Consider the following 23603-nt stretch of genomic DNA (forward strand, 5'->3'; position numbering starts at 1 on the left):
AGTCCCCTGCCATAGTCTGTAGATGGAGATTCGCAACGGGCCTGTGTCAACACAAGTCTCTGGCGTCGGAATAATGGCAAAAAGCTACGCCCACGTCGTTTTCAGAACGTTTTAGGTCGATTCAAAGCAGTGGCCTGGAAAAACCGGCGGGCCCGCGGATCACAGGCATAAGCCACATTGATTCGCTGCCAATCGTTGGTTTCGCCAGTCGGGCTGAATGCCGTCGGGGAAGACAGCAGGACACCGAAACGTTGTGCCTGCGTGCGCAACTGAGCGTAGTCGGACATTGGCGATCGCGCCCAGATGAACAAGCCGCCGGCCGGCTTGCCGAACACCTCCCATTCGGCATCTTCAAGCACCTGCAATGCCGCGACCCGGTCCACGTTCAGGCGCTGGCGCTGGCGTTGCACCAATTTGCGATAGGCACCGTTGGCCAACAGGCTGGCCAGCACCGACTCGCAAAACCGTGACCCGCCCATGCTGCTGATCATCTTGACCTCGGCCAGCCGCGCAATCAGCTCGGCGCCGGCCACTACAAACCCGACGCGCAGTGAGCTGCTGAGGGTTTTCGAGAAACTGCCGACGTAGATCACGCGGGCGTCGTCATCCAGCGCCGCGAGACGTGTACCGGGAGCATTGTGAAAGTCCGCATAAACGTCGTCTTCGATCACCAGCACGCCATGCGTCTTGCTCAGCTCCAGAACCCGTTGCGCTACCACGGGGGTCATGCAACTGCCCGTGGGGTTGTGGTGGAAGCTATTGATGAATACCGCTCGCGGGCGGTGCGTGATCAGTACACGTTCGAGCGCTTGCGTGTCGGGGCCTTGCGGAGTGCGTGGCACCTCAAGCATATGAATGCCGTGCAGCCTGAGCAAATCGAACAGATGCGAAAAACCGGGATTTTCCACCACCACGCAGTCTCCCGGCTTGAACAGCGTGCGCACGATCAGGTCGAGCCCTTGGCTGGCGCCGGCGGTGGTCAGGACGCGGTTTTCGTCCGCCTCGATATTGAGCGGTTTCAAGCGTTTGAGGATCTGCTGGCGCAACGGCAGCAGGCCCAGCGGCGTACTGTAGTTGAACAGTCCGGCCATATCGGTGCGGGCCACCTGGCGGATGGCGTAGCTGAGGTCGTCCGTCTCGCGCCAGCTTTCAGGCAAACCGCCACACCCCAGCATCAGTTCACCCGACAAGCTGTCAGTGCATCCCCTTTGCATCAACTCGGCGTCTTCGAACCCGGGAAGCACCCATGAGTGCGGCGCAGCGGGTGCCGCCGCGGCGACACAGAATCCCGACCCGGGGCGCGGCGCCAGAATCCCTTGGGCGACGAGGCGCTCACAGGCTTCGACGACGCTGGATTGACTGAGCAAATTGAGCCGTGCCATTTGTCGCACGGAAGGCAAACGCGTCGCGGGCGGTACTTCGCTTTGACGGATCCAGCTCGCCAGTCCGTCGACGATTTGCTGTACGACGGGCACCATTGCCTGTCGATCAATTCTCAATTCCATGAGCAAGCAAACTCCTGTCCATTTTGCTGACAGCAGTAAATCACAGGCGCGCACATCAGGCTGTGCGACAACGCCGCCAAAAGCGGCGGTTCTAACCATTTGAAACACATTCCCCATGGCTAGCCACAAACCCATGTGGGAGCGGGCTTGCTCGCGAAGGCAGTGTGTCAGTCAACATTGATATCGACTGGCACTCCCTCTTCGCGAGCAAGCCCGCTCCCACAGGGGGGATTGCGCTATCGACTTTTAGAACGCGGTAACGCCACCGTCCACGGCCAGCGAATGCCCGGTGGTGAAGGCCGCGCCGTCGCTGCACAGGTACAACACCGCGCTGGCGATTTCCTCGACTTTGCCGATGCGGCCGACCGGGTGCATGGCGTTGGCGAACTCAGCCTTCTTCGGGTCGGCTTCATAGGCGCGACGGAACATGTCGGTGTCGATCACCGCCGGGCACACCGCGTTCACGCGGATTTTCTTCTTGGCGTATTCGATGGCCGCCGATTTGGTCAGGCCGATCACCGCGTGCTTGGAGGCCGCGTAGATGCTCATCTTCGGTGCCGCACCGAGGCCGGCCACCGACGCGGTGTTGACGATCGCGCCGCCGCCCTGGGCCAGCAGCAACGGCAACTGATACTTCATGCACAGCCAGACGCCTTTGACGTTGACGCCCATGATCGCGTCGAACTCATCGAGGGTGCCGTCGGCGAGTTTGCCTTTTTCGATCTCGATACCGGCGTTGTTGAAGGCATAGTCGAGACGGCCGTAGGTATTGATCACCTCGTCCATCAGATGTTTTACCTCGCTCTCCACGGTAACGTTGCAACGCACGAAGGACGCTTCGCCACCCGCCGTGCGAATAAGCGCTACGGTGCCCTCGCCTCCCGCCGTGTCCAGATCGGCGACCACTACCTTCAACCCTTCGGCCGCAAAAGCCTGGGCGGTGGCGCGGCCAATACCATTGGCGGCACCGGTCACAACGGCTACCTGGCCGGAAAACGTCATGCTCATTGTTCAGTCCTCGAAGAGAAGATGGCGGGGGATCGCGTGTTTGCAGTCTATCCACGGGGCGGTAAGCGCGGCAGCACTATCAGAAGGCCGGTTGAGTGCCCATGACTCACAGTGATAGAACCGCCCAACCGACTATCACTGCACTGGATCGGCCTGCATTCGCCGCATCAGCCAACCTTGCGGCATCGGCCCTGAAGGTCTATCAACAAGGCTTCATTCATCTTGAGTGCCTTTCATGACTACCCAGACCAATCGCCAATTCCTGCTTGCCAAACGCCCGGTCGGCGCGGCGACTCGCGAAACGTTTACCTTTCAAGAAGTACCGGTCGGCGAGCCGGCGGCGGGTCAGATCCTGGTCAAGAACGAATACCTGTCCCTGGACCCGGCCATGCGTGGCTGGATGAACGAGGGCAAGTCCTACATCCCGCCGGTTGGTATCGGCGAGGTCATGCGCGCATTGGGCGTAGGCAAAGTCGTTGCATCGAATAATCCAGGCTTTGCGGTCGGGGACTACGTCAACGGCGCCCTGGGCGTGCAGGATTATTTCCTCGGCGAGCCACGAGGTTTCTACAAAGTCGATCCGAAACTGGCGCCGCTGCCGCGCTACTTGTCCGCACTGGGCATGACCGGGATGACCGCTTACTTCGCCCTGCTCGACGTCGGCGCACCGAAGGCCGGCGACACCGTGGTGCTGTCGGGCGCAGCCGGCGCGGTGGGCAGCATTGCCGGGCAGATCGCCAAGATCAAAGGCTGCCGCGTGATCGGCATCGCCGGCGGCGCGGACAAGTGCAAGTTCCTGATCGACGAACTGGGTTTTGACGGGGTCATCGACTACAAAAACGAAGACGTCGCCGCCGGGCTCAAGCGCGAATGCCCGAAAGGCGTGGACGTGTATTTCGATAACGTCGGCGGCGATATCCTCGACGCGGTGCTGAGTCGCCTGGCCCAGAAAGCCCGGGTGGTGATTTGCGGCGCGATCAGCCAATACAACAATAAGGAAGCGGTCAAAGGCCCGGCCAACTACCTGTCGCTGCTGGTCAACCGCGCACGTATGGAAGGTTTTGTAGTGATGGACTACGCCGCGCAATTCGCCGCCGCCGGGCAGGAAATGGCCGGCTGGATGGCCAAGGGGCAATTGCAGAGCCGCGAAGATATTGTCGAAGGCCTGGAGACATTCCCGGAGACGCTGATGAAATTGTTCAGCGGCGAGAATTTCGGGAAGTTGGTGTTGAAGGTTTAACCCGGTTTTTCAACACACCCCAGAACCAATGTGGGAGCGAGCCTGCTCGCGAAAGCGGTGTATCAGTCAATGATGATGTCGACTGACACTCCTCTTCGCGAGCAGGCTCGCTCCCACATTTGGATCTTCAGTGTGTCTGGTTAAGCGATTTCGGCTACGACGTCGGCCAACGCCTTCGCAGGATCCGCCGCCTGGCTGATCGGACGGCCGATCACCAGATAATCGGAACCGGCATCCAGCGCCTGGCGCGGGGTCAGGATGCGGCGTTGATCGTCCTGGGCGCTGCCGGCCGGACGAATCCCCGGGGTCACCAGTTGCAGCGACGGGTGGGCCGTTTTCAGGGCCTGAGCTTCCAGGGCCGAGCACACCAGACCATCCATCCCGGCTTTTTCCGCCAGTGCGGCCAGGCGCAGTACTTGCTCCTGCGGCTCGATGTCCAGGCCTATGCCCGCCAGATCTTCACGCTCCATGCTGGTCAGCACGGTCACGCCGATCAGCAGCGGCTTGGGGCCGGTACGCTGGTCGAGCACTTCGCGACACGCCGCCATCATGCGCAGACCGCCGGAGCAGTGCACGTTGACCATCCACACGCCCATCTCCGCCGCTGCTTTCACTGCCATGGCGGTGGTGTTCGGGATGTCGTGGAACTTGAGGTCCAGGAACACTTCGAAACCCTTGTCGCGCAGGGTGCCGACGATTTCTGCGGCGCAACTGGTGAACAGTTCCTTGCCGACTTTGACCCGGCACAGTTTCGGGTCCAACTGGTCGGCCAGCTTCAGTGCGGCGTCACGGGTGGGGAAATCCAGGGCGACGATGATAGGAGTCTGGCAGACGGACATGTGCGGGCTCTCAGGCAGGACGAAATCGGCGCGCATTGTAGCGGAACCAGCGCCGCTGCGGGACCCGATGATCGGTAAATCGTCCCGCATACTCCGGCAAGCCTAGCTTGTGCGCCAATTGTGTCGAGCCCGATACACACAGGACACGCCTACAACAAAGGGCATCGCTACCCTCGGCAGCCGCAACACGTCCTTACAGCACTTCCCGCCTTCGGGCTGGACGCCTATGCTGAAGCCACAACCTCGCAGCCCATCTTTGTGGTTGGCAGCCTACCTGGCAGATGAACGCACGCATGCACAACACCCCTGCACCTGTGAACGACGATCAAAAAGCGCCCGGCGACGACAAACGCTGGAGCATTCGCGCCCTGATCGTCGACGATGACGTCCCGATCCGCGAATTGATGATCGACTACCTGGCCCGGTTCAATATCCACGCCAGCGGCGTCACCGATGGCGCGGCCATGCGTCTGGCCCTGCAAGCGGAACATTTCGACGTGGTGGTGCTCGACCTGATGCTGCCCGGCGAAGACGGCTTGTCGCTGTGCCGCTGGCTGCGCGCCGAGTCGGACATTCCAATCCTGATGCTCACCGCGCGCTGCGAACCCACCGACCGGATCATCGGCCTCGAACTGGGTGCCGACGACTACATGGCCAAGCCGTTCGAGCCACGGGAACTGGTGGCGCGGATTCAGACGATTCTGCGGCGGGTGCGCGACGATCGCACCGAACAGCGTGCGAATATTCGCTTCGACAACTGGCGCCTGAACAGCGTGCTGCGCCAGTTGATCGCCGCCGATGGCCTGGTGGTGCCGCTGTCCAACGCCGAATTCCGCCTGCTCTGGGTGTTTATCGAACGTCCGCGCCGGGTGCTCAGCCGCGAACAATTACTCGATGCCGCCCGGGGTCGCTCGATCGAAGCGTTTGATCGCAGCATCGACCTGCTGGTCTCGCGCCTGCGCCAGAAACTTGGGGATGACCCGAAAAACCCACAGCTGATCAAGACCGTTCGCGGTGAGGGTTATCTGTTCGACGCGAGAGACATCGGCTGATGCGTGCGCGCTTCGATACGCTGTTCGGCCGCCTGTTTGGCGTGCTGCTGATCGCGATCATCCTGGCGCACCTGTTGGCGTTTTTCTGGTTTCACCACTACGGCCCGCCGCCCCCTCCACCGCCGCCCGGATTTTCCGAGGACTTCGAGGGCCCGCGCCCACCGATGGACCCGCGCTTCGAAAAACGTCCGCCACGACCATGGTTTGGCGGGCCGTTGGTGCCGCTGACGTTTCAACTGGTCTCGCTGATCATTGCCGCGTGGTACGGCGCCAAACTGTTGAGCCGGCCGATCCAGCGGCTGAGCGATGCCGCCGAGCGCTTGAGCGAAAACCTCGACAGCCCGCCGCTGGACGAGTCCGGTCCACGGGAGGCGCGGCAAGCGGCCCACACCTTCAACAAGATGCAGCGCCGAATCATCGAACAAGTGCAGCAGCGCTCGCGGATGCTCGGTGCGGTGTCCCACGACCTGCGCACGCCGCTGTCGCGGCTCAAGTTGCGCCTGGAACAGATCGACGACGACAAGCTGCAAGGCCAGATGCGCCAGGATCTGGACGACATGATCGGCATGCTCGACGCCACCCTTACCTACCTGCACGAACAACGCACCAGCGAAGCGCTGCAATGGATGGACGTGCAGGCGCTGGTCGAATCCTTGAGCGAAAACGCCCAGGACCAAGGGGCTGACGTGCAAGCCACTGGGCATTGCTCGCCATTACAAGTGCAGCCTATGGCCTTGCGCTCGTGCATCAATAACCTGATGGACAACGCCCTGCGTTATGCCGGGGAAGCGCTGATCAGCCTCGAAGACAGCCGTGAAAACCTGGTGATTCGGGTGATCGACCATGGTCCTGGGATTGCGCCGGACAAACGCGAAGCGGTGTTCGAACCGTTCTTCCGGCTGGAGGGTTCGCGCAACCGCAACTCCGGCGGCGTCGGCCTCGGCATGACCATCGCCCGAGAAGCGGCGGAACGGTTGGGCGGGCAATTGAGCCTGGAAGAAACGCCGGGTGGTGGTTTGACTGCTGTCATCAAATTGCCTCGCACCTGAAGCCCCAAATAAATCCCCTGCGAAACACAGATCCCCCTGTGGGAGCGGGCTTGCTCGCGAAAGCGGTATATCAGTCAACAATGATGTCGACTGACACTCCCTCTTCGCGAGCAAGCCCGCTCCCACAGGGGATATCGGATTGGCCTGCTGACTCTGTGTACCAACCGGTACAAACGCCACATACCCACGACAACTTGCCCCTTGAGGCTGCATAAGCCGGTGCACTCACCGGTTTTCCGTCCAAAGGAGTGAGCCCAATGATCGGTAGCGTCAGCAGTAATTACACGAGCTATACCAGCACGAGCACCAGCAACACGGCGGCCAACGCCGCCCGCCGTGCAGAGTTCCAGAAACAACTGTTAACCAAGCTCGACAGCAATGGCGACGGCTCGGTAAGTCAGGACGAACTAAAAACCGCCCAGACCGAGAAGCCCGACAATCGTCTGTTGGCCGACCTGAGCAAGAACTTCACCGACCTCGACAGCGACGACAGTGGCAGCCTGAGCAGTGAAGAAATGGCCGCGATGGCGCCGCCCTCTCCTCCGCAGGATCAGGCGCCGAATACTGATCTGGCCGACGCACTCCTTGGCGCACTGGACGCCGACAGCGACGGCAACCTCAGCAGCGATGAGTTGAGCACTGGCCTGACCGCTGCCGGCAGCACTGCCGACAGCAAGGAAATCTTTTCGGCGCTGGACAAAAACCAGGACGGCACCGTCAGCAAGGATGAACTCGCCGCTGCGATGAGCCCACCGCCACCGCCGCCGCAACAAGCGTCCAGTGACCAGTTGTTCAGCCAACTCGACACGGACAGCGACGGCAGCGTCAGCGCCACCGAACTGAGCAGCGCGTTGCAGGCCAGCACCAGTAGCTCATCGACCTCGACCGACACCAGCGCAGCGTTGCTGAAGGTGCTCGACAGTGACAGCAGCGGTGGCGTCAGCAGTGATGAACTCAAAGCTGCGTTGCAGGCGGGTCGCGAGAAGAACAGCGACAGCTCTACCGATCAGTCGAATGTCAGCGAAGCGCTGCAGAAAATGATCGCCAATTTGAGCAAGCAGTATTCGCTGGATAACGTGGCGAGCGTGGGCAAGTACCTGAACGTTACGAGCTGAGGCAAAAGCTTCGCGGGCAAGCCTCGCTCCTACAGGGTTCGTGCCCGACACATATCCAATGTAGGAGCGAGGCTTGCCCGCGAAGAGGCCATACGCCCCAACAAAAAATCCCACTGACCGTCGCCGGTTCAGTGGGATTTATACAAGCAGGGGAATTTCAGCGGCGATCTTCAACCCGCGCCTGGCTCTTGCTCCAGTCAGTCAACAAGCTGTACGCCACCGCCAACAACGTCGGCCCGATGAACAACCCGATAAATCCGAACGCAATCAACCCGCCAAACACCCCCAGCAGCACAATCACCAACGGCAGATTCCCGCCGCGACTGATCAGGTACGGCTTCAGCACGTTGTCCACGCCGCTGATGATGAACGTGCCCCAGATCCCGAGGAATACCGCCATTCCGTATTCGCCTTTCCAGGCCAGCCAGGCCGTGGCCGGAATCCAGATCAGCGGCGGCCCCATCGGGATCAGGCTCAACAGGAACGTCACAATCCCCAGCACCAGCGCCCCGGGAACCCCGGCAATCAGGAAGCCGATCAGGGCCAGGATCGCCTGGGCTGCCGCCGTGCCGATGACCCCGTTCACCACCCGCTGCACCGTGCCGGCGACCAGTTCGATGTAGTACCCGGCGCGGTCACCGATCAGGCGTGAAAGCAAGCTATGGACAAACGCCGCCAGGCGCGGCCCGTCGCGATAGAAAAAAAACACGAAGACAATGCTCAGGGTCAGTTCGAGAATGCCGCCGCCGATCTGCGCACTGCGCGCCAGCAACCAGTTGCCGACCTGTCCCAGGTAAGGTTTGACCGCGAGCATCATTGCCGCGCCCTGCTCATCGATGCTGTTCCAGATCCCGACAAGCCGTTCGCCGACCAGAGGAACACTGCCCAGCCACACCGGCGCTTCCGGCAGGCCATCGACCTGCACGTCCTTGATGAACGCCGTGGCATCGCGCACGTGGTCCGCCAGGTTGAACCCCAGCCACACCAATGGCACCGCCACCAGCAACATCCAGCCCAGGGTCAGCAAGGCGGCGGCGAGAGATTCCCGGCCATTGAGCCAACGGGTCAGCAAACGCATCAGCGGCCAACTGGCAAACGCCAACACAGCCCCCCAGAACAATGCCGACCAGAACGGCGCCATCACCCAGAAGCTCGCGCCAAACAGCACCAGGAGCAGAATCTGCACCAACAGCCGATCGTTATTGATCATGCAAGTCTCGAAATAAGTCAGTCAGCCAAAGAGTAGGCGAACGCGCGGGACGCGTTCGCCGGATGCAGCTTACCGCAACAGTTCGATGTGCAGGCCAGAGCCCTCGGCGCTGCCGGTTTCCATGCGCGCCGCACGTACGCCTTGAGCGATCAGCGACTGGCGCCACGCTTCGGCTTTAACCCCGGAAACACTGACCCGCAGTGTGGTGTCCAGGTTCAGACCACGAGAGATCAAGCGCAGCCAGGTGTCATCAGGATCGGCATTCAGTTTCGGGAAATCCAGCTCGCCAGTACTTTTGAGCTGGCGCAGCAAGGTTGCCGAAGTCGGCAGCAAATCCCCCAACGGCGTAGCTGCTTCAAACTGCTCGACGTGCAGGTAGGCTTTGCGATTGCCGCGGGTGATGCTGTAAAGCGCCACCAGCGAGTTGTCCTTGGGCGCCGCCAGCCGTAACAGCAAATACGCCTGTTGATCGTCAGCGCCATAGAGCTTGGAATTGCCAAAGACTTCGTTGGCCCACAGGCTGCTTTCGCCGCAATCACGGGCCTGGCACCAGAACAGCAACCCGGCGCCCTGCTTCTGCAACGCTTCGCGGGCGGCGGTAAAGGCTTCGGTGGAGGAATGTTCCGGCGGCAGCTCGTAGGTCACCGAGGTGGTTTGCCCACGGGCGCTGACCTGACCATCGAAGCGCAACTGGCCGCTGATCTTGCGGATCGAGCCCAACGGATAGATCCGTTCAAGCTCCACCGGCGGGCGATAGTCGACAATCTGCGCATCGGCCAGACGCGGCACGATCGGCAGGTCCTGGCTGCCCGGAACATCGGCAGCAAACAACAAAGGACTGAAACAACACAACGCCAACAGGCTGAGTGAACGCTTAGGCAGGCTCATCGGATCAGCATGGCCTGGGCGACCGCGAGGCCATTCGGGGTCGCAGCGGTATAGAGATTTATCATGGTTGTCTCCCTTTTCAACCCGCCCAGCCTCGACAGTTGCCCGACGCAAGTCAAGGAACGGCGAAGAACCGATTGAAACAGTCTGCGACAAGGTCGGCGCCGGCTTCATCATTCAGGTGCAAATGATGGCCGCCAGGCAGCTGTTCACGGCTAAAGGGTAGACGCTCCAGCAACTCGGGATGTTTGGCGAGCATACCGTCAGCCGCCACCACCAGCAGCGCAGGACAAGTGATGCGCTGGACGAAGGCCATGGCTTGTTCTTGTGTCAGACGCAGCGGCGATGGCAGCGTCAGACGGCTGTCGGTGCGCCAGGTGTAACCGCCCGGCACCGGCATCAGGCCCCGTTGCGCCAACAGTTCGGCGGCTTCGCGACTGACCGCCACCAAGCCTTTCATCCGCGCCTCGACGGCCCGGTCCAGCGTGTTGTACACCGGTTTGCGTTTCTCCCGCAGATCCAGTTGCGCTTGCAGGGCCATGCCCATGCGCTCGGCCGCATTTTCGCCTTTGTCTGTAGGAGGAATGACACCATCGATCAAAGCCAGATGCGTGACGCGCTCCGGCATCGACCCGGCGATGATCAACGAAGCAATCGCGCCCATGGAGTGGCCCAGCAGCGCAAACTTTTTCAGCCCAAGCTGTTCGGCAACTTGCAGCACGTCGTGGGCGTAATCCCACATCGCGTAGCCGGCACCGATCGGCCGATGCCCGGAGTGACCGTGACCGGCCATGTCCAGGGCGATGATGCGCAAGCCTTTGAGCTTCGGCGCCAAGCGGGCAAAGCTGTTGGCGTTGTCGAGCCAGCCGTGCAATGCGATCACCGGCAAGCCGTCTTCTGGACCAAACAGGTGCGCCGCCAACTCGATGTGCGGCAGGCTCAGGCGGACTTCTTCGACGACGCTGCTCATGCGCAATCCTGCTGGCGACGACCTTCCCAGCGGCTGAACAGGTTCTTCAACAGCGTGGCGGTGTCTTGCGGACGTTCGAGGGGGAACATGTGGCCGCCGGGCATGGTCAGGGACTCGCCCAACGGCATGCGCCCGACGGAGCTGGCGTGATGACGCATGACCACGCGGCTGTTGTTCCCGCGCACCACCGCCAGCGGCACTTTCAACTGCCGCGCGCGACCAGGGCTGGTGTGGGGCACGCCGCGATAGATGCTGATTTCCGTGGCAGGGTCGAAGCGCAGGCGCAGCTTGTCGCCGACCTTGTGCAAACCGTGTTGCAAGTAGGCGTCGAAGCATTCAGGATCGAAACCGCGAAACAGGGTTTTGCCGGCGAAATAGCGGCGAGCGCTGTCCAGGTCGGCGAACTCTTCGCGCCGGCCCAAAGTGCGCCCGGCCGGCGTCAGACGATCTATGAAACCGAAGCGCTTGGCGGCGAGGATCACCCATTGATCGGCGCGGGTCAGCACTGGCGAATCGAGCATCACCACGCCGCGATACAACTCGGGGCAACGCAGGGCCGCGTGCAAGTGCAGCACACCACCGAAAGAATGGCCGACGCCCCAGACCGGTTCCGGTTGGCGCTGTAGGTGATGGATCAGTTCGTCCACCAGGTTGCGCCAGTTGTCATCGGCCGGAAAACGCGGGTCATGGGCGTGCTGCTCCAGATGCGTCACCTGATATTCAGGCGCCAACGCCGCGAACAACTTGCCGTAGGTCCCCGAAGGAAAGCCATTGGCGTGGGCGAAAAAGATCTGCTGCGACATACCGGTCAATCCATGGGCGGGAAACGTGCGTTGATTGTCCGTAAGACGGTGGACTACAGCAATGACCATAACGGTCAGGAATGGTGGCAGGAGATATCGCGAAGATCAAAAGATCGCAGCCTTCGGCAGCTCCTACGGGTGTAAACAATCCAATGTAGGAGCTGGCGAAGCCTGCGATCTTTTGACTTCAAAGACTCAACGCGCCGGAGGATTCTCACCCAGCGGCACCACCGCCATGGTCAGCCGCGAAATGCAACTGGCCTTGCCTTCGTCGCTGGTCAAGCGGATATCCCAGACATGCGTCGTACGCCCGATATGAATCGCCTTGGCCACCGCCGTCACCCGCCCGCTGCGCAAGCCGCGCAAGTGGTTGGCGTTGATTTCCAGGCCCACGCAGTAAAACTTGCTGGCATCGATGCACAGGTAACTGGCCATCGAACCGACGGTCTCGGCCAGCACCACCGAGGCGCCGCCGTGCAGCAGGCCGTAAGGCTGGTGCGTACGATGGTCGATGACCATGCTCGCGGTCAGGGACTCGTCGTCGAAGGCTTCGAAGCGGATATCCAGCACTTCGCCGATGGTGTTTTTCTGGATGGCATTCAATTGTTCAATGTTCGGAGCGGTACGCCACAGACTCATCGCTGACTTCCTTTATTGATGTTGTTCGTCACTCAATCCTGCCACAGCACCGCTTCGTTACGCTCGCTCCATTCTTCGAAACGCGCGCCATACGCGGCTTCGATCACGTTGCGCTTGATCTTCAGGGTCGGCGTGAGAAAGCCGTTTTCCACCGCCCAGCTGTCCTTGACCACCACCAGCCGGCGCAAGCGCTCGTGTTTGTCGAGGGCGCCGTTGACCTCTTCCAGAAGTTTTTCCAGGCTTGAATGCAAGGCGTTGCGGGCCGAACTGGCCGCGTCCTGCAAACCGACCGCCGACAACACGCAAAGCCCCAAAGGCGCACTCAAGCCATCGCCGACCACGCACACTTGTTCGATCCGCGAATGCACCGCCAGGCGATTCTCGATCGGCGCCGGGGCCACGTATTTGCCTTTACTGGTCTTGAAGATTTCCTTCAGGCGCCCGGTCAGGCGCAGGTTGCCTTCGGCGTCTTGCTCGCCCTTGTCGCCGGTGCGCAGGAAGCCGTCCTCGGTGAGGGTCTCGGCGGTTTTCTCCGGATCCTTGAAATAGCCGAGCATGGTCGCACCGCTGCGCACCATGACCTCGCCCGTCTCGGCGATCCGCACCTCGACTTCCGGACAGGGCTTGCCGATCCAGCCGGGTTTATCGTCCCCCGGACGGCCGATGTGCGAGTAGCCACAGCTTTCGGTCATGCCGTACACCTCCAGCACGTCCAGCCCCAGTTTGCGGTACCACAACAGCAAGGTCTGCGGCACCGGGGCGGCGCCGGACAAGGCAATGCGCAACGCATCCAGCCCCAGCCCGGCGAGGACTTTATGCCCGACCCGCTTGCCGATGATCGGCAGACCGAGCAGAAAGTCGAGGCGCTTCGCCGGGATCTTGCTGTACACGCCCATCTGAAATTTGGTCCAGATCCGCGGCACGCCGAACATCGCCGTCGGCCGGGCGCGTTGCAGATCGGTGAGGAAGGTGTCGAGGCTCTCGGCAAAGAACACGGTTTGCCCGGTATAGATCGAAGCGAGTTCGACGAACATCCGCTCGGCAACGTGGCACAGCGGCAGGTAGGACAGCAGTCGGTCCGACTCGTTAAGACCGAACAATTGCGTGCCACGGGTGGTGGCGAAACCAAGGTTGCCGAAACTGTGCATCACGCCTTTGGGCAGGCCGGTGGTGCCGGAGGTGTAGATGATGGTCGCCAACTGGTCGGCAGTCGGTTTCGGGTCATCCTGGATCGGCGAACTCTTGAGCAAGTCGTCCCAGCTGAAAGCGAAGGTGCCGGGCGGATGCAGGGGCAGGCTGATAGTCGGCAAGTCCGGGCTGACCCCGCGCGACATGCCGGGCCAGTCATCGAGTTTGCCGATGAACGCCAGTGCGGCTTCGGAGTGCCCGAGCACCTGAGCCACGGATTCAGCGGTGAGGTTGGGGTACAGCGGCACCGACACGTGGCCGGCCATCCAGATCGCCAGGTCGGCGATGATCCAGTGGGCACAGTTTTTCGAGATCAGCGCGATGTGGCTGCCTTGGGGCAGTTCCCGGGCGCGCAACCAGTGCGCGGCGCAACGGGCCTGATGACCGACGTCCGCCCAGGTCAGGGTTTCGACCTGACCACCGCCCAGCGGCTGGACCAGGAACCGTTGACGGGGATGGCGGGCTTCACGCTCGTAGAACACGTCCAGCGGCAAACGAAAGGCAGCAGACATGCGGCTTGCTCCTGTGTTTTTGGTCTGGAGCAAGCGTAGTCAACCAAGCAAGTGCTTGGTTAATTATTTCAAACAAAATCGATTCGACGCGGGAACCCTGTGGGAGCGGGCTTGCTCGCGAAAGCGGTGTGTCAGTCGACATCAATGTTGTCTGGCACACCGCTTTCGCGAGCAAGCCCGCTCCCACATTGATCCGGTTCCTTCAGGGCTATGGGTGCTTGATGCCGTTGAGCTTCATCGCTCCCGCCAATGGCAGGTCGCCTTCGAGTTCGGCCAGGCCGGCGGTTTTGACCGCTTCCGGTTGTTGCACATGACCGTGCTGCAAGTAGCCCAACAGGTTGCCCACCAGCGGGTTATGGCTGACCAGCAACGCGTAATCCACCGACACCAACTGCTCCGACACCGCTTGCGGGCTGAAACCGGGGGTCAGCCATTCGACGGTGCGAATGTCCGGCTGGAAACCCAGGGCTTCACGAACCAGTTGCGCAGTCTGCTGCGCTCGCAAATAGGGGCTGGCGTAGATGGCCGTGATCGGCTGGCCGATCAACTCGGCGGCGCTGCGCAGCACTTCCTCACACCCGCGCGGGGTCAGGGCCCGTTCGGAATCGGGACGCGAGCCATAAGGCTCGGCTTCACCATGACGCAATACCCAGAGTTTCATAGCTTGGGTTCCTCATCTCGAACCGGATGCGGAGCAGGCGCCACCGCGTGCGGTGCTTCACCTTCCGGTGTACGCGGCGCCGGCCAGTCGGCGAACGGCCAAGGCTTCTGGTCGCTGTGAAACGTGCCGAAACGACCGATCTGTGCCAGGAACTGGCTCAGGCTGTCGCCGAAGTTCATCAGGCTGGCGCTCGGGGCGCCATAGATCAAACGATAGATCAACTGCACCAGCACCACCGCGCCGAGGATGAATTGCGCCACTTGCCAGACCAGCAAGAACACGATCATCCACAGCACCCGCAGCAGGATGGATTCGTACTTGGCTTCCACTTTCGGATCGTTCATATCCCGTTCTCCCTGCCCTTGGATTAAATAATCAGTTGAAACCGCTGGTGGAGATAAAGTCGACGTCGGTCTTCGGCTCGGCACGCATTAGCAGTTCGATCACCTGCTCAAGCGTGCGCCCTTCAAACAGAATCGCGTGCAGCCCGGCGACCAGCGGCATGTACACCCCCGCTTCCTGAGACTTGGCCTTGAGCACTTTCAGCGTGTTCACGCCTTCGGCGACTTCGCCCAGGCGCGTCACCGCGTCTTCCAGGCTCAGGCCTTGGCCGAGAGCAAACCCGACCTGATAGTTGCGGCTTTTCGGCGACGAGCAAGTGACGATCAAATCGCCGACGCCCGCCAGGCCGAGGAAGGTCATCGGGTTGGCGCCCTGATTCACCGCGAAGCGGGTCATTTCGGCCAACGCCCGGGTGATCAACATGCTCTTGGTGTTTTCACCCATGCCCAGCGCCACCGCCATGCCGGCGATGATCGCGTAGACGTTTTTCAGCGCCCCGCCCAACTCCACGCCGTAACGGTCGGCGCTGGCATACACACGAAAGGTGCGGCCGTGCAGCGCTTCCTGGACCCGCGAGCACAACTCTTCGTCTTCGCTGGCAACCACCGTGGCAGTCAGCGCGTGCTCGGCGATTTCCCGGGCCAGGTTCGGCCCGGACAGCACGCCGATGCGGGCTTGCGGGGCGATCTCTTCAAGAATCTCGCTCATCAGCTTGAAGGTGTGGGCTTCGATGCCCTTGGTCAGGCTCACCAGCAATTTGCCGCTCAAGCGTTCGGCGTGCGGGGCCAATACCGAGCGCAACGCGCTGGACGGCAGCGCGACGAAGCACAGGTCGCAGGCTTCCAGTGTCGCTTGCAGGTCAGTGACGGCTTCCACGCCCGGCAAGATCTTGATGCCTTTGAGGTAACGCGGGTTCTCGCGATTGACCCGGATGGCCTCGGCCTGTTCAGGGTCACGCATCCACTGCCGGACCTGAAGCCCGTTCTCGGCCAGAAGATTTGCCACGGCGGTACCAAAACTTCCGCCTCCCAGGACCGCAATAGGGCGCTGTTCAGTCATATGCAATCCGTTAATCCATACCAGTGGCGATGCCGGCATTATACGGAGCGGCCCAGTCGCGGCCAGCCCCTGCATCAATTACCGGCACTTGTAGGAAGAAGACCAACAAATCCTAGGAAAATGCCCGCAACGTGACTGGAAAAGTCACTGAGCTCGGTTAACATGCGCGCCACTTAATCGCTACCAAGGCTGTGTCGTGTCTTTTGGCTCTCCCTCACCCCGCTCGTCGCTGGTCCTGGCGCTGATCTTCAGCCCGGCCTTGCTGGCTGACGATCTGTTCCTCGACAACGATCCGCTGCCCCAAGTGCTGACGGCCACGCGGCTGAAACAGTCGCCGGCCGCCGTGCCGGGGAGCATGACGGTGATCGACAGCGAACTGATCAACGCCAGCGGCGCCCGGGACATCAGCGAATTGCTGCGACTGGTGCCGGGGATGATGGTTGGCAACATCAATGGCAACCAGGCGGCGGTGAACTACCACGGCACCAACGCCAGCGAAGCCCGGCGCATGCAGGTGTTGATCGATGGTCGCTCGGTGTACCGCGCCGGCCTGGCCACGGTGGACTGGAGCGATATTCCGGTGGCCATGGAAGACATCGAGCGCATCGAAGTCTTTCGCGGCCCGAACACCGTCAGCTACGGCGCCAACGCGCTGATGGCGGTGGTCAACATCATCACGCGCAACCCGGCGGACAGCCACGGCACGCGGCTCAAAATCACCCGGGGCCAACGCGGCATCAATGATTTCTATGCCAGCCAAGGCACCGGTTGGGACGGTGGGGATCTGCGTTTATCGTTGTCAGGGCAGCAAGACGATGGCTTCGATTCCGACCGCAACGGCGCCGATTACCGTGACAGTCGGCGCCTCGACCGCTTCAACCTCGCCGTCAGCCAGACACTCAACGAAAGCCAAAGCATCGACTGGCAATTGAATGCCAAGGACGGCACCAACCAGCGGCCCTACACCTACCGTCCGGTGTTTTCGGGGATTACTGCCGCCGGGAACAATTCAGACGTTGTCGCCAAGGATTACGCCGGCTCCCTGCGTTGGAATCTGGACATCAATCCCGATCACAGCCTGTATATCCAGGGCTCGGCGCAACACTGGGATCGCCAGCAGACCTGGCGCGCCTGTGATGCCGAAGTGTCGTTCAGCCCGCAACTCACCGATTTGTGGCAACTCAACCCGAACTACGCCGAACGCCTGGCGCGCAATATGGAGCGCTACACCGGTCCCGGCGCACCGGCCGGGACCCCGGCGGAACAGGCGTTGGGCAATCAAGTGCTGGAGCAATGGAAAAACGGCGCCCGGCAAACCCTGTGCGGCGACATCGACCAGAGCGCCCGGGAATCGCGCTACGACCTCGAACTGCAGGACACCTTGAGCCTGTCCGATAGTCTGCGACTGGTCAGCGGCATGAACTATCGTTACGACCGGGCAGATTCCGAGACCTACTTCAATGGCACGCTCGACGACACCACGTGGCGCACGTTCGGCCAACTCGAGTGGCGCGCCAGCGAACACTGGCTGCTCCAGGGCGGCGCCATGTTCGAAGACACGCAATTGACCGGCAGCTCGTTGACCCCACGGGTGGCGGTCAATTACCTGATCAACCCGCGCCATGGCCTGCGCGCGGTGTATTCCGAAGCCATTCGCTCGCCGGACATGTTCGAAAACAATGTGAACTGGAGCTATCAGGTGACCAACCTGCGGCCCAGCGCCTATGGCCAGACCAGCGCCCGCTACTTCGTCAAGACCCGTGGCCCCGGCGACCTCGATAAAGAGCACATGCGTTCCCGGGAACTGGGCTACAACGGTTTCTTCGCCGAGCTTGGCCTGGCGGTGGATGTGAAGCTGTTCTACGACGAAATCACCGGCATGATCAGCGAGCCGTTGCGCAACAACCAATACATCGCCAGCAACGCCAACAATTCGCGGTTCACCGGGACAGAAACGCAACTGGACTGGCACGTCAGCAGCGTCGATCGGCTACGCCTGACCTATGCCTACGTCGATGCCAAGGCCAGCAATCCGCTGGATCAACAACAGACCGCCCGCAACAGCGGCTCTGCCGGTTGGCTGCGCAACTGGGGCCAGGGCTGGAACAGCGCGCTCTTCTACTATGGAGACAACGCGCTGAACGGCTACCGCTTCGAACGGATCGACACACGCATCGCCAAGCACATTGGCCTGGGCAAGGCCAACCTGGAACTGGCCGGCGTGCTGCAACAGCGTCTCGACAATCAGCCCACCACCTTCGTCGACAATAATTACGACGAGCGCCGGGTGCTTTACTTCAGCGCGGAGCTGGCGTTCTAGATGCAGCCTCAGTCACGGAAGACGCCAACCTTTGGCCGCCTGCTGGCCGGGGTGTGCCTAGTCATCGGCCTGCTGTGCAGTCTGTCGTCCAGTGCCGTGGAGATTCTGTTGACCGGCGCCGAAGACAGCCCCGGCGTGCAATCTTTCACCCAGGCCCTGAGCGAGTTGCGCCCCACTGACAGCGTGCGTTTCCAGCCGCTGGCCAGTCTGCCGGCGCCGGGCAAATTGCCCAGCGGCACGCGCCTGATCCTGCTTGACCTGCCGAGCCTCGACTGGCGCCTGCAAGACAGCCAAGGCCCGGCAACGCTGGTGCTGCGCATCAGCCGCCTGCAAGCACGGCAACGTTTGAACAATGAACTGCCAAACCACCTGAGCCTGCTGTGGAGCGATCCGCCATTGGAGCGGCAATTGCGCCTGACCCGGTTGATCCTGCCGCAGGTCCGCCGCGTCGGCGTGCTGTATGACCGGCACAGCGAGTTTCTACTGAAAGAATTGCGCCTGGCCGCCGTGCCTCTGGGCCTCGAAATCGTCACCGAGCCTTGGGACGACACCAATGACAGCCGCCCCTTGCAGACACTGCTGAAAAACAGCGACGTGCTGCTGGGCCTCGACGACCCCGACCTGTACAACCCGAAAACCGCGAAAAACCTGCTGCTCAGCAGCTATGCCCGGCAGATGGCGCTGATCGGCCCCAACGCCGCGTTCGTCAAGGCTGGCAGCCTGGCCAGCACCTACAGCGACCAAAGCGACTGGCTGGCGATTCTCGATGATCTGCTCGACCGGCCGCCGGCCAGTTGGCCACGTTCGCTCTACCCCAGACAATTCAAAGTCTTAAGCAATCCACAGGTGGCTCGTTCATTAGGTATTGAACAGATGAATGAAGCATCTGTCGCAACAGAGTTGGCCGAAGGAGAAAGCCGCCCATGACCTTCCGACGCCGTTGGGACATCAACACTCGAACCCAGATCATCAGCCTCGGCCCTGCCCTGTTGCTGACGTTGCTGTTGATCAGTTTCTTTACGTTCGTGCGAATCCAGGACTTGCGCCAGGAGCTCAACCACACCGGTCAACTGATCGCCAACCAACTGGCGCCGGCCACCGAGTACGGGGTGATTTCCGGCAACAACGACGTGCTCGAAAGTTTGCTCAAGGCCACGCTGGCCACGCCCAACGTGCGCTTCCTGGAAGTGCAGGACAACGCCAACCGGATTCTGGTGTACGTCGAACAACCGTCGGAATCCCACAACCGCTCGCAGCAGGTCGAGGTGTTCCAGGCCCCGGTGCGGCTGCAACGGATTGCGCTGAACAATGACTTTTTCCAGAACACCCGCACGTCGATCAGTGCGCCGAGCGAAGATTATCTGGGGCGGGTGATCGTCGGCCTGTCCAACGACGCCTTCAGCCAGCGCCAGCAAGAAATCCTGTTCAAGGCCGGGATCCTCGCGCTGTTCGCGCTGCTGTTCACTTTCCTGCTGGCCCGGCGCCTGGCGGGCAGCCTGTCGCAACCGATCCGCGACATCGGCAACGCGGTCAAGGCGATCCAGAAAGGCGACTACACCACGCCGCTGCCGATCGTCGATGACACCGAACTCGGGGCCTTGTCGCAGCACATCAACAACCTCGCCGACGGTCTCGAACAGGCCAGCCGCGAACAACATCAAGCGATGTCGCAGTTGATCCAGACTCGCGAGGAAGCGGAAAAGGCCAACAACGCCAAATCCGATTTCCTGGCGATGATGAGCCACGAACTGCGCACACCAATGAATGGTGTGCTGGGCATGCTGCAATTGCTCGAAACCACTGACATGACCGAGGAGCAGGTCGAATACGCGGCGCTGGCCTCGGAGTCCACCGAACACCTGTTGAAGGTGATCAACGACATCCTCGACTTCTCGCGCATCGAGCGATCGGAACTGGAGCTGGAGCATATTCCGTTCAACCTCGCGGACCTGATCAGCAGTTGCGCCCAGTCGTTCCAGCACAGTGCGGTGCAACGCAAACTCGACCTCCAGCTGTTGATTCCCGACGACATGCGCGCCTTGCAGGTTCAGGGCGATCCGACGCGGATCCGGCAGATTCTGGTCAACCTGATCGGCAACGCGCTGAAATTTACCGAACAGGGCCGCGTGACCATCGAACCGCAGTGGCAATCGCTGGATCACGAATTGCTGTGGTTCACCTGCAGCGTGCGCGACAGCGGCATCGGGATCTCGCCTGAAAGCCTGGAATTGATGTTCAACGCGTTCCAGCAGGCCGACAGTTCCATTTCAAGACGTTACGGCGGCACCGGGCTGGGTTTGCCGATTGCCCGCACCCTGGCCGAGCGCATGGGCGGCACGTTGCGCGCCCAGAGCGAAGAAGGTCGCGGCTCGGTGTTTACCCTCGAAATCCCCTTGGCTCTTTATAAGCAGGCGCTGCCGGAACTGGCGCCGCCACGGGCGCCGATGGGCAGTGGCCATGGCGAAGGACGCAATGTGCTGCTGGTGGAGGACAACCCGGTCAATCAGACGGTGATCGAAGCAATGTTGCGCAGCCTGGGCTTTACTGTCAGCGTCGCCACCGATGGGGCGCAGGCGGTACGCAGCGCCGAGAGCTTGATTTTCGAAGCGATTCTGATGGACTGCCGGTTGCCGATCATCGACGGCTACGAAGCCACCCGACAGATTCGCCAACTGCCCGGCTGCCTGGACCTGCCGATCATCGCCCTGACGGCCAATGCCTTGCAGGGCGACCGCGAAGCCTGTTTGTCGGCGGGCATGAACGATTACCTGGCCAAGCCCTTCAAACGGACTGATCTGCAGCAAATTCTGCAGCGTTGGGTGCAGTAGTGCTGTCCTTTCGGCTATCTGCGACTGGCGTGAAAGGCGAAAGTGCGGCAGTCTTAGGCACCCGAACAGGCCCGAAAAGGGGCTTGAATAATAATTTCAGTGCACAAGTGTACATTCATGTCCTTGGTGCTGTGACTTTCACCACAACGCAATAGTCTATGAGTAGGCTGTCGACTCGAGGCATGAACGCTTCGATCGGCCGGGAAGATTTGCCCCACCCTGCCGCACGGGACTATTGAGGAGCTCGCATGACCAAACAAAACGCCTTTACTCGGGAAGATCTGCTGCGCTGCAGTCGCGGTGAGCTGTTCGGCCCAGGTAACGCGCAACTGCCCGCCCCGAACATGCTGATGGTGGATCGCATCACCCATATCAGCGAAGAGGGTGGCAAGTACGGCAAAGGTGAATTGGTCGCAGAGCTGGATATCACTCCGGACCTGTGGTTTTTCGCCTGTCACTTCGAAGGTGATCCGGTGATGCCGGGCTGCCTGGGCCTCGATGCCATGTGGCAACTGGTCGGTTTCTTCCTCGGCTGGCAAGGTCTGCCGGGCCGTGGTCGCGCACTGGGTTCGGGTGAAGTGAAGTTCTTTGGTCAGGTCCTGCCGACCGCCAAGAAAGTTACGTATAACATTCAGATCAAGCGCGTCCTCAAAGGCAAGCTGAACCTCGCTATCGCCGATGGTTCAGTCAGTGTCGACGGCCGCGAAATCTACACCGCCGAAGGCCTCCGGGTCGGCGTGTTCACCTCCACTGAAAACTTCTAAGGGTTATCCGCATGCGCCGCGTCGTTATCACTGGTCTGGGCATCGTTTCGTGCCTGGGCAATGACAAAGAGACCGTCTCCGCTAACCTGCGTGCAAGCCGCCCTGGCATCCGGTTCAACCCGGAATATGCCGAAATGGGTCTGCGTAGCCAGGTTTCCGGCTCCATTGACCTTCCCCTCGAAGAGCTGATCGATCGCAAGATCTATCGCTTCGTCGGCCATGCGGCGGCTTACGCCTACCTGGCCATGAAAGACGCCATCACTGACTCCGGTCTGACCGATGAGCAAGTCTCCAACCCGCGTACCGGCCTGATCGCCGGTTCGGGTGGCGCCTCCACGCTGAACCAGATGGAAGCGCTGGACATCCTGCGCGAGAAAGGCGTGAAGCGCGTTGGCCCATACCGTGTAACACGGACCATGAGCAGCACCGTTTCCGCTTGTCTGGCCACGCCGTTCAAGATCAAGGGCCTGAACTATTCCATCGCCTCTGCCTGCGCCACCAGTGCTCACTGCATCGGTACCGCCATGGAACAGATCCAGATGGGCAAGCAGGACATCGTGTTCGCCGGCGGCGGTGAAGAAGAGCATTGGAGCCAATCGTTCCTGTTCGACGCCATGGGCGCACTGTCCAGCCAGTACAACGAAACCCCGGAAAAGGCTTCCCGTGCCTACGACGCCAAGCGTGACGGTTTCGTCATCGCCGGCGGTGGCGGCATGGTCGTGGTCGAAGAGCTGGAACACGCTCTGGCCCGCGGCGCGAAGATCTACGCGGAAATCGTTGGCTACGGCGCAACGTCCGACGGCTACGACATGGTCGCCCCAAGCGGCGAAGGCGCCATCCGCTGCATGCAGATGGCCATGTCCACCGTCGACACCCCGATCGACTACCTGAACACCCACGGCACCTCGACTCCGGTCGGCGACGTCGCGGAAATGAAAGGTGTGCGTGAAGTGTTCGGCGCCAACGCTCCGGCCATCAGCTCTACCAAGAGCCTGTCGGGTCACTCCCTGGGCGCCGCCGGCGTTCACGAAGCGATCTACTGCATGCTGATGATGGAAGGCAACTTCATGGCGGGTTCCGCCAACATCGACGAACTGGACCCGGAAGTGGCTGACATGCCGATCCTGACCAAGACTCGCGAAGACGCCACCATCAACACCGTGATGAGCAACAGCTTCGGCTTCGGCGGCACCAACGCCACGCTGGTACTGAAACGCTGGGCGGGTAAGTAATACCCCACCGCTAGCTGCACACAAAAACGCCCCGACTGGTTCGGGGCGTTTTTTTTGTGCCTGGAAAAAGTATCGGCAACTACACAAATCCTGTGGGAGCGGGCTTGCTCGCGAAGGCGGAGTGTCAGTCACATCATTTCTGTCTGACACACCGCTTTCGCGAGCAAGCCCGCTCCCACAAAGGAAATGTAGCTAGCTTCAAGCAGCGGTTTTCTTCAATGCGAACATGAAACTTTTGTCATAAAACTCAGCAGCCTGCGACCGAATGTCGCGTGTTTGGCGGGCTGCAGGACTTTTGCAGATTTCGCAAATATTCGTTACCGAACGAAAGCATTTACTTAGCAACCTAACCAAACATATAACAGAGTCCTGCACACGC

Annotated in this window: 21 protein-coding genes; 9 read left to right on the forward strand and 12 right to left on the reverse strand. The window is 61.1% G+C overall.

Annotated features, from left to right (window positions below):
- Positions 1–101: 101 nt before the first annotated feature.
- Together LOY68_RS23600 and LOY68_RS23605 are read right to left on the reverse strand one after the other, a co-directional pair.
- Positions 102–1505, reverse strand: a complete 1404-nt coding sequence (locus LOY68_RS23600) for a PLP-dependent aminotransferase family protein (RefSeq protein WP_265040322.1) — start codon at positions 1503–1505, stop codon at positions 102–104.
- Positions 1506–1751: 246 nt separating this feature from the next.
- On the reverse strand, positions 1752–2513 hold the full coding sequence (locus tag LOY68_RS23605) for an SDR family oxidoreductase (RefSeq protein WP_163912977.1): 762 nt from the start codon (positions 2511–2513) through the stop codon (positions 1752–1754).
- A 235-nt stretch (positions 2514–2748) separates the two neighbouring features.
- Between LOY68_RS23605 and LOY68_RS23610 the strand changes: the two genes are divergently transcribed.
- Positions 2749–3753 (forward strand): NADP-dependent oxidoreductase, encoded by a 1005-nt coding sequence (locus tag LOY68_RS23610; RefSeq protein WP_054054925.1) that lies wholly within the window; start codon positions 2749–2751, stop codon positions 3751–3753.
- A 140-nt stretch (positions 3754–3893) separates the two neighbouring features.
- On the opposite strand, the gene pyrF is transcribed toward LOY68_RS23610, so the two are convergent.
- Positions 3894–4592: an orotidine-5'-phosphate decarboxylase gene (gene pyrF / locus LOY68_RS23615; protein WP_185066885.1), complete on the reverse strand. Its 699-nt coding sequence runs from the start codon at positions 4590–4592 to the stop codon at positions 3894–3896.
- A 293-nt stretch (positions 4593–4885) separates the two neighbouring features.
- Here pyrF and LOY68_RS23620 point away from each other — a divergent pair, with 293 nt between their 5' ends.
- The 3 genes from LOY68_RS23620 (at position 4886) to xopAW (ending at position 7808) form a co-directional block, all read left to right on the forward strand.
- On the forward strand, positions 4886–5644 hold the full coding sequence (locus LOY68_RS23620; RefSeq protein WP_054054921.1) for a response regulator: 759 nt from the start codon (positions 4886–4888) through the stop codon (positions 5642–5644).
- Entirely contained in the window at positions 5644–6693 is a 1050-nt protein-coding gene (locus tag LOY68_RS23625) for a sensor histidine kinase (protein WP_163912973.1), read from the forward strand. Before LOY68_RS23620 ends, LOY68_RS23625 begins: the two co-directional genes overlap by 1 nt.
- A 257-nt stretch (positions 6694–6950) precedes the next feature.
- A complete protein-coding gene (gene xopAW / locus LOY68_RS23635) occupies positions 6951–7808 on the forward strand; it encodes an EF-hand domain-containing protein (RefSeq protein ID WP_054613838.1) in 858 nt (285 codons plus the stop codon).
- A gap of 157 nt (positions 7809–7965) precedes the next feature.
- On the opposite strand, the gene LOY68_RS23640 is transcribed toward xopAW, so the two are convergent.
- The 9 genes from LOY68_RS23640 to LOY68_RS23680 form a co-directional block, all read right to left on the reverse strand.
- Positions 7966–9018: an AI-2E family transporter gene (locus tag LOY68_RS23640; protein ID WP_265040325.1), complete on the reverse strand. Its 1053-nt coding sequence runs from the start codon at positions 9016–9018 to the stop codon at positions 7966–7968.
- A gap of 69 nt (positions 9019–9087) precedes the next feature.
- On the reverse strand, positions 9088–9906 hold the full coding sequence (locus LOY68_RS23645) for a DUF4892 domain-containing protein (protein WP_265040327.1): 819 nt from the start codon (positions 9904–9906) through the stop codon (positions 9088–9090).
- Positions 9907–10021: 115 nt separating this feature from the next.
- Positions 10022–10876, reverse strand: coding sequence for an alpha/beta hydrolase (locus LOY68_RS23650; protein WP_265040329.1), 855 nt, complete (start codon positions 10874–10876; stop codon positions 10022–10024).
- Positions 10873–11679 (reverse strand): alpha/beta fold hydrolase, encoded by an 807-nt coding sequence (locus tag LOY68_RS23655; protein WP_054054913.1) that lies wholly within the window; start codon positions 11677–11679, stop codon positions 10873–10875. The genes LOY68_RS23650 and LOY68_RS23655 overlap by 4 nt, the downstream gene beginning before the upstream one ends.
- A 195-nt stretch (positions 11680–11874) precedes the next feature.
- Positions 11875–12318, reverse strand: coding sequence for a hotdog fold thioesterase (locus LOY68_RS23660; RefSeq protein WP_265040331.1), 444 nt, complete (start codon positions 12316–12318; stop codon positions 11875–11877).
- A gap of 32 nt (positions 12319–12350) precedes the next feature.
- Positions 12351–14018 carry an AMP-binding protein gene (locus LOY68_RS23665; protein ID WP_265040333.1) on the reverse strand — a complete coding sequence of 556 codons (1668 nt, stop codon included), beginning with the start codon at positions 14016–14018 and terminating at the stop codon, positions 12351–12353.
- A 208-nt stretch (positions 14019–14226) separates the two neighbouring features.
- Positions 14227–14679: a phosphohistidine phosphatase SixA gene (gene sixA / locus LOY68_RS23670; RefSeq protein WP_265040335.1), complete on the reverse strand. Its 453-nt coding sequence runs from the start codon at positions 14677–14679 to the stop codon at positions 14227–14229.
- Positions 14676–15023: a DUF4389 domain-containing protein gene (locus LOY68_RS23675; RefSeq protein WP_054054904.1), complete on the reverse strand. Its 348-nt coding sequence runs from the start codon at positions 15021–15023 to the stop codon at positions 14676–14678. The genes sixA and LOY68_RS23675 overlap by 4 nt, the downstream gene beginning before the upstream one ends.
- A 31-nt stretch (positions 15024–15054) precedes the next feature.
- Positions 15055–16080 carry an NAD(P)H-dependent glycerol-3-phosphate dehydrogenase gene (locus LOY68_RS23680; protein WP_054054902.1) on the reverse strand — a complete coding sequence of 342 codons (1026 nt, stop codon included), beginning with the start codon at positions 16078–16080 and terminating at the stop codon, positions 15055–15057.
- Positions 16081–16276: 196 nt separating this feature from the next.
- On the opposite strand from LOY68_RS23680, the gene LOY68_RS23685 reads away from it, so the two are divergent.
- From LOY68_RS23685 to fabB, 5 genes are all read left to right on the forward strand, one after another.
- Positions 16277–18400, forward strand: a complete 2124-nt coding sequence (locus LOY68_RS23685) for a TonB-dependent receptor plug domain-containing protein (RefSeq protein WP_265040338.1) — start codon at positions 16277–16279, stop codon at positions 18398–18400.
- Positions 18401–19327, forward strand: coding sequence for an ABC transporter substrate-binding protein (locus LOY68_RS23690; RefSeq protein WP_265040339.1), 927 nt, complete (start codon positions 18401–18403; stop codon positions 19325–19327).
- Entirely contained in the window at positions 19324–21228 is a 1905-nt protein-coding gene (locus LOY68_RS23695; RefSeq protein ID WP_163912958.1) for an ATP-binding protein, read from the forward strand. The genes LOY68_RS23690 and LOY68_RS23695 overlap by 4 nt, the downstream gene beginning before the upstream one ends.
- A gap of 248 nt (positions 21229–21476) precedes the next feature.
- Positions 21477–21992, forward strand: a complete 516-nt coding sequence (gene fabA / locus LOY68_RS23700; protein WP_042560484.1) for a 3-hydroxyacyl-[acyl-carrier-protein] dehydratase FabA — start codon at positions 21477–21479, stop codon at positions 21990–21992.
- A gap of 11 nt (positions 21993–22003) precedes the next feature.
- Positions 22004–23224, forward strand: coding sequence for a beta-ketoacyl-ACP synthase I (gene fabB, locus LOY68_RS23705; protein ID WP_054054895.1), 1221 nt, complete (start codon positions 22004–22006; stop codon positions 23222–23224).
- The last annotated feature ends 379 nt before the right edge of the window (positions 23225–23603 follow it).

The sequence above is a fragment of the Pseudomonas sp. B21-053 genome, from assembly GCF_026016365.1.
Lineage (GTDB): Bacteria > Pseudomonadota > Gammaproteobacteria > Pseudomonadales > Pseudomonadaceae > Aquipseudomonas > Aquipseudomonas nunensis.

Bases quoted from the DNA above. Each gene is read 5' to 3' on its own strand.
- LOY68_RS23600 (WP_265040322.1), bottom strand. From the start codon at position 1,505: ATGGAATTGAGAATTGATCGACAGGCAATGGTGCCCGTCGTACAGCAA.
- LOY68_RS23605 (WP_163912977.1), bottom strand. From the start codon at position 2,513: ATGAGCATGACGTTTTCCGGCCAGGTAGCCGTTGTGACCGGTGCCGCC.
- LOY68_RS23610 (WP_054054925.1), top strand. From the start codon at position 2,749: ATGACTACCCAGACCAATCGCCAATTCCTGCTTGCCAAACGCCCGGTC.
- pyrF (WP_185066885.1), bottom strand. From the start codon at position 4,592: ATGTCCGTCTGCCAGACTCCTATCATCGTCGCCCTGGATTTCCCCACC.
- LOY68_RS23620 (WP_054054921.1), top strand. From the start codon at position 4,886: ATGCACAACACCCCTGCACCTGTGAACGACGATCAAAAAGCGCCCGGC.
- LOY68_RS23625 (WP_163912973.1), top strand. From the start codon at position 5,644: ATGCGTGCGCGCTTCGATACGCTGTTCGGCCGCCTGTTTGGCGTGCTG.
- xopAW (WP_054613838.1), top strand. From the start codon at position 6,951: ATGATCGGTAGCGTCAGCAGTAATTACACGAGCTATACCAGCACGAGC.
- LOY68_RS23640 (WP_265040325.1), bottom strand. From the start codon at position 9,018: ATGATCAATAACGATCGGCTGTTGGTGCAGATTCTGCTCCTGGTGCTG.
- LOY68_RS23645 (WP_265040327.1), bottom strand. From the start codon at position 9,906: ATGAGCCTGCCTAAGCGTTCACTCAGCCTGTTGGCGTTGTGTTGTTTC.
- LOY68_RS23650 (WP_265040329.1), bottom strand. From the start codon at position 10,876: ATGAGCAGCGTCGTCGAAGAAGTCCGCCTGAGCCTGCCGCACATCGAG.
- LOY68_RS23655 (WP_054054913.1), bottom strand. From the start codon at position 11,679: ATGTCGCAGCAGATCTTTTTCGCCCACGCCAATGGCTTTCCTTCGGGG.
- LOY68_RS23660 (WP_265040331.1), bottom strand. From the start codon at position 12,318: ATGAGTCTGTGGCGTACCGCTCCGAACATTGAACAATTGAATGCCATC.
- LOY68_RS23665 (WP_265040333.1), bottom strand. From the start codon at position 14,018: ATGTCTGCTGCCTTTCGTTTGCCGCTGGACGTGTTCTACGAGCGTGAA.
- sixA (WP_265040335.1), bottom strand. From the start codon at position 14,679: ATGAAACTCTGGGTATTGCGTCATGGTGAAGCCGAGCCTTATGGCTCG.
- LOY68_RS23675 (WP_054054904.1), bottom strand. From the start codon at position 15,023: ATGAACGATCCGAAAGTGGAAGCCAAGTACGAATCCATCCTGCTGCGG.
- LOY68_RS23680 (WP_054054902.1), bottom strand. From the start codon at position 16,080: ATGACTGAACAGCGCCCTATTGCGGTCCTGGGAGGCGGAAGTTTTGGT.
- LOY68_RS23690 (WP_265040339.1), top strand. From the start codon at position 18,401: ATGCAGCCTCAGTCACGGAAGACGCCAACCTTTGGCCGCCTGCTGGCC.
- LOY68_RS23695 (WP_163912958.1), top strand. From the start codon at position 19,324: ATGACCTTCCGACGCCGTTGGGACATCAACACTCGAACCCAGATCATC.
- fabA (WP_042560484.1), top strand. From the start codon at position 21,477: ATGACCAAACAAAACGCCTTTACTCGGGAAGATCTGCTGCGCTGCAGT.
- fabB (WP_054054895.1), top strand. From the start codon at position 22,004: ATGCGCCGCGTCGTTATCACTGGTCTGGGCATCGTTTCGTGCCTGGGC.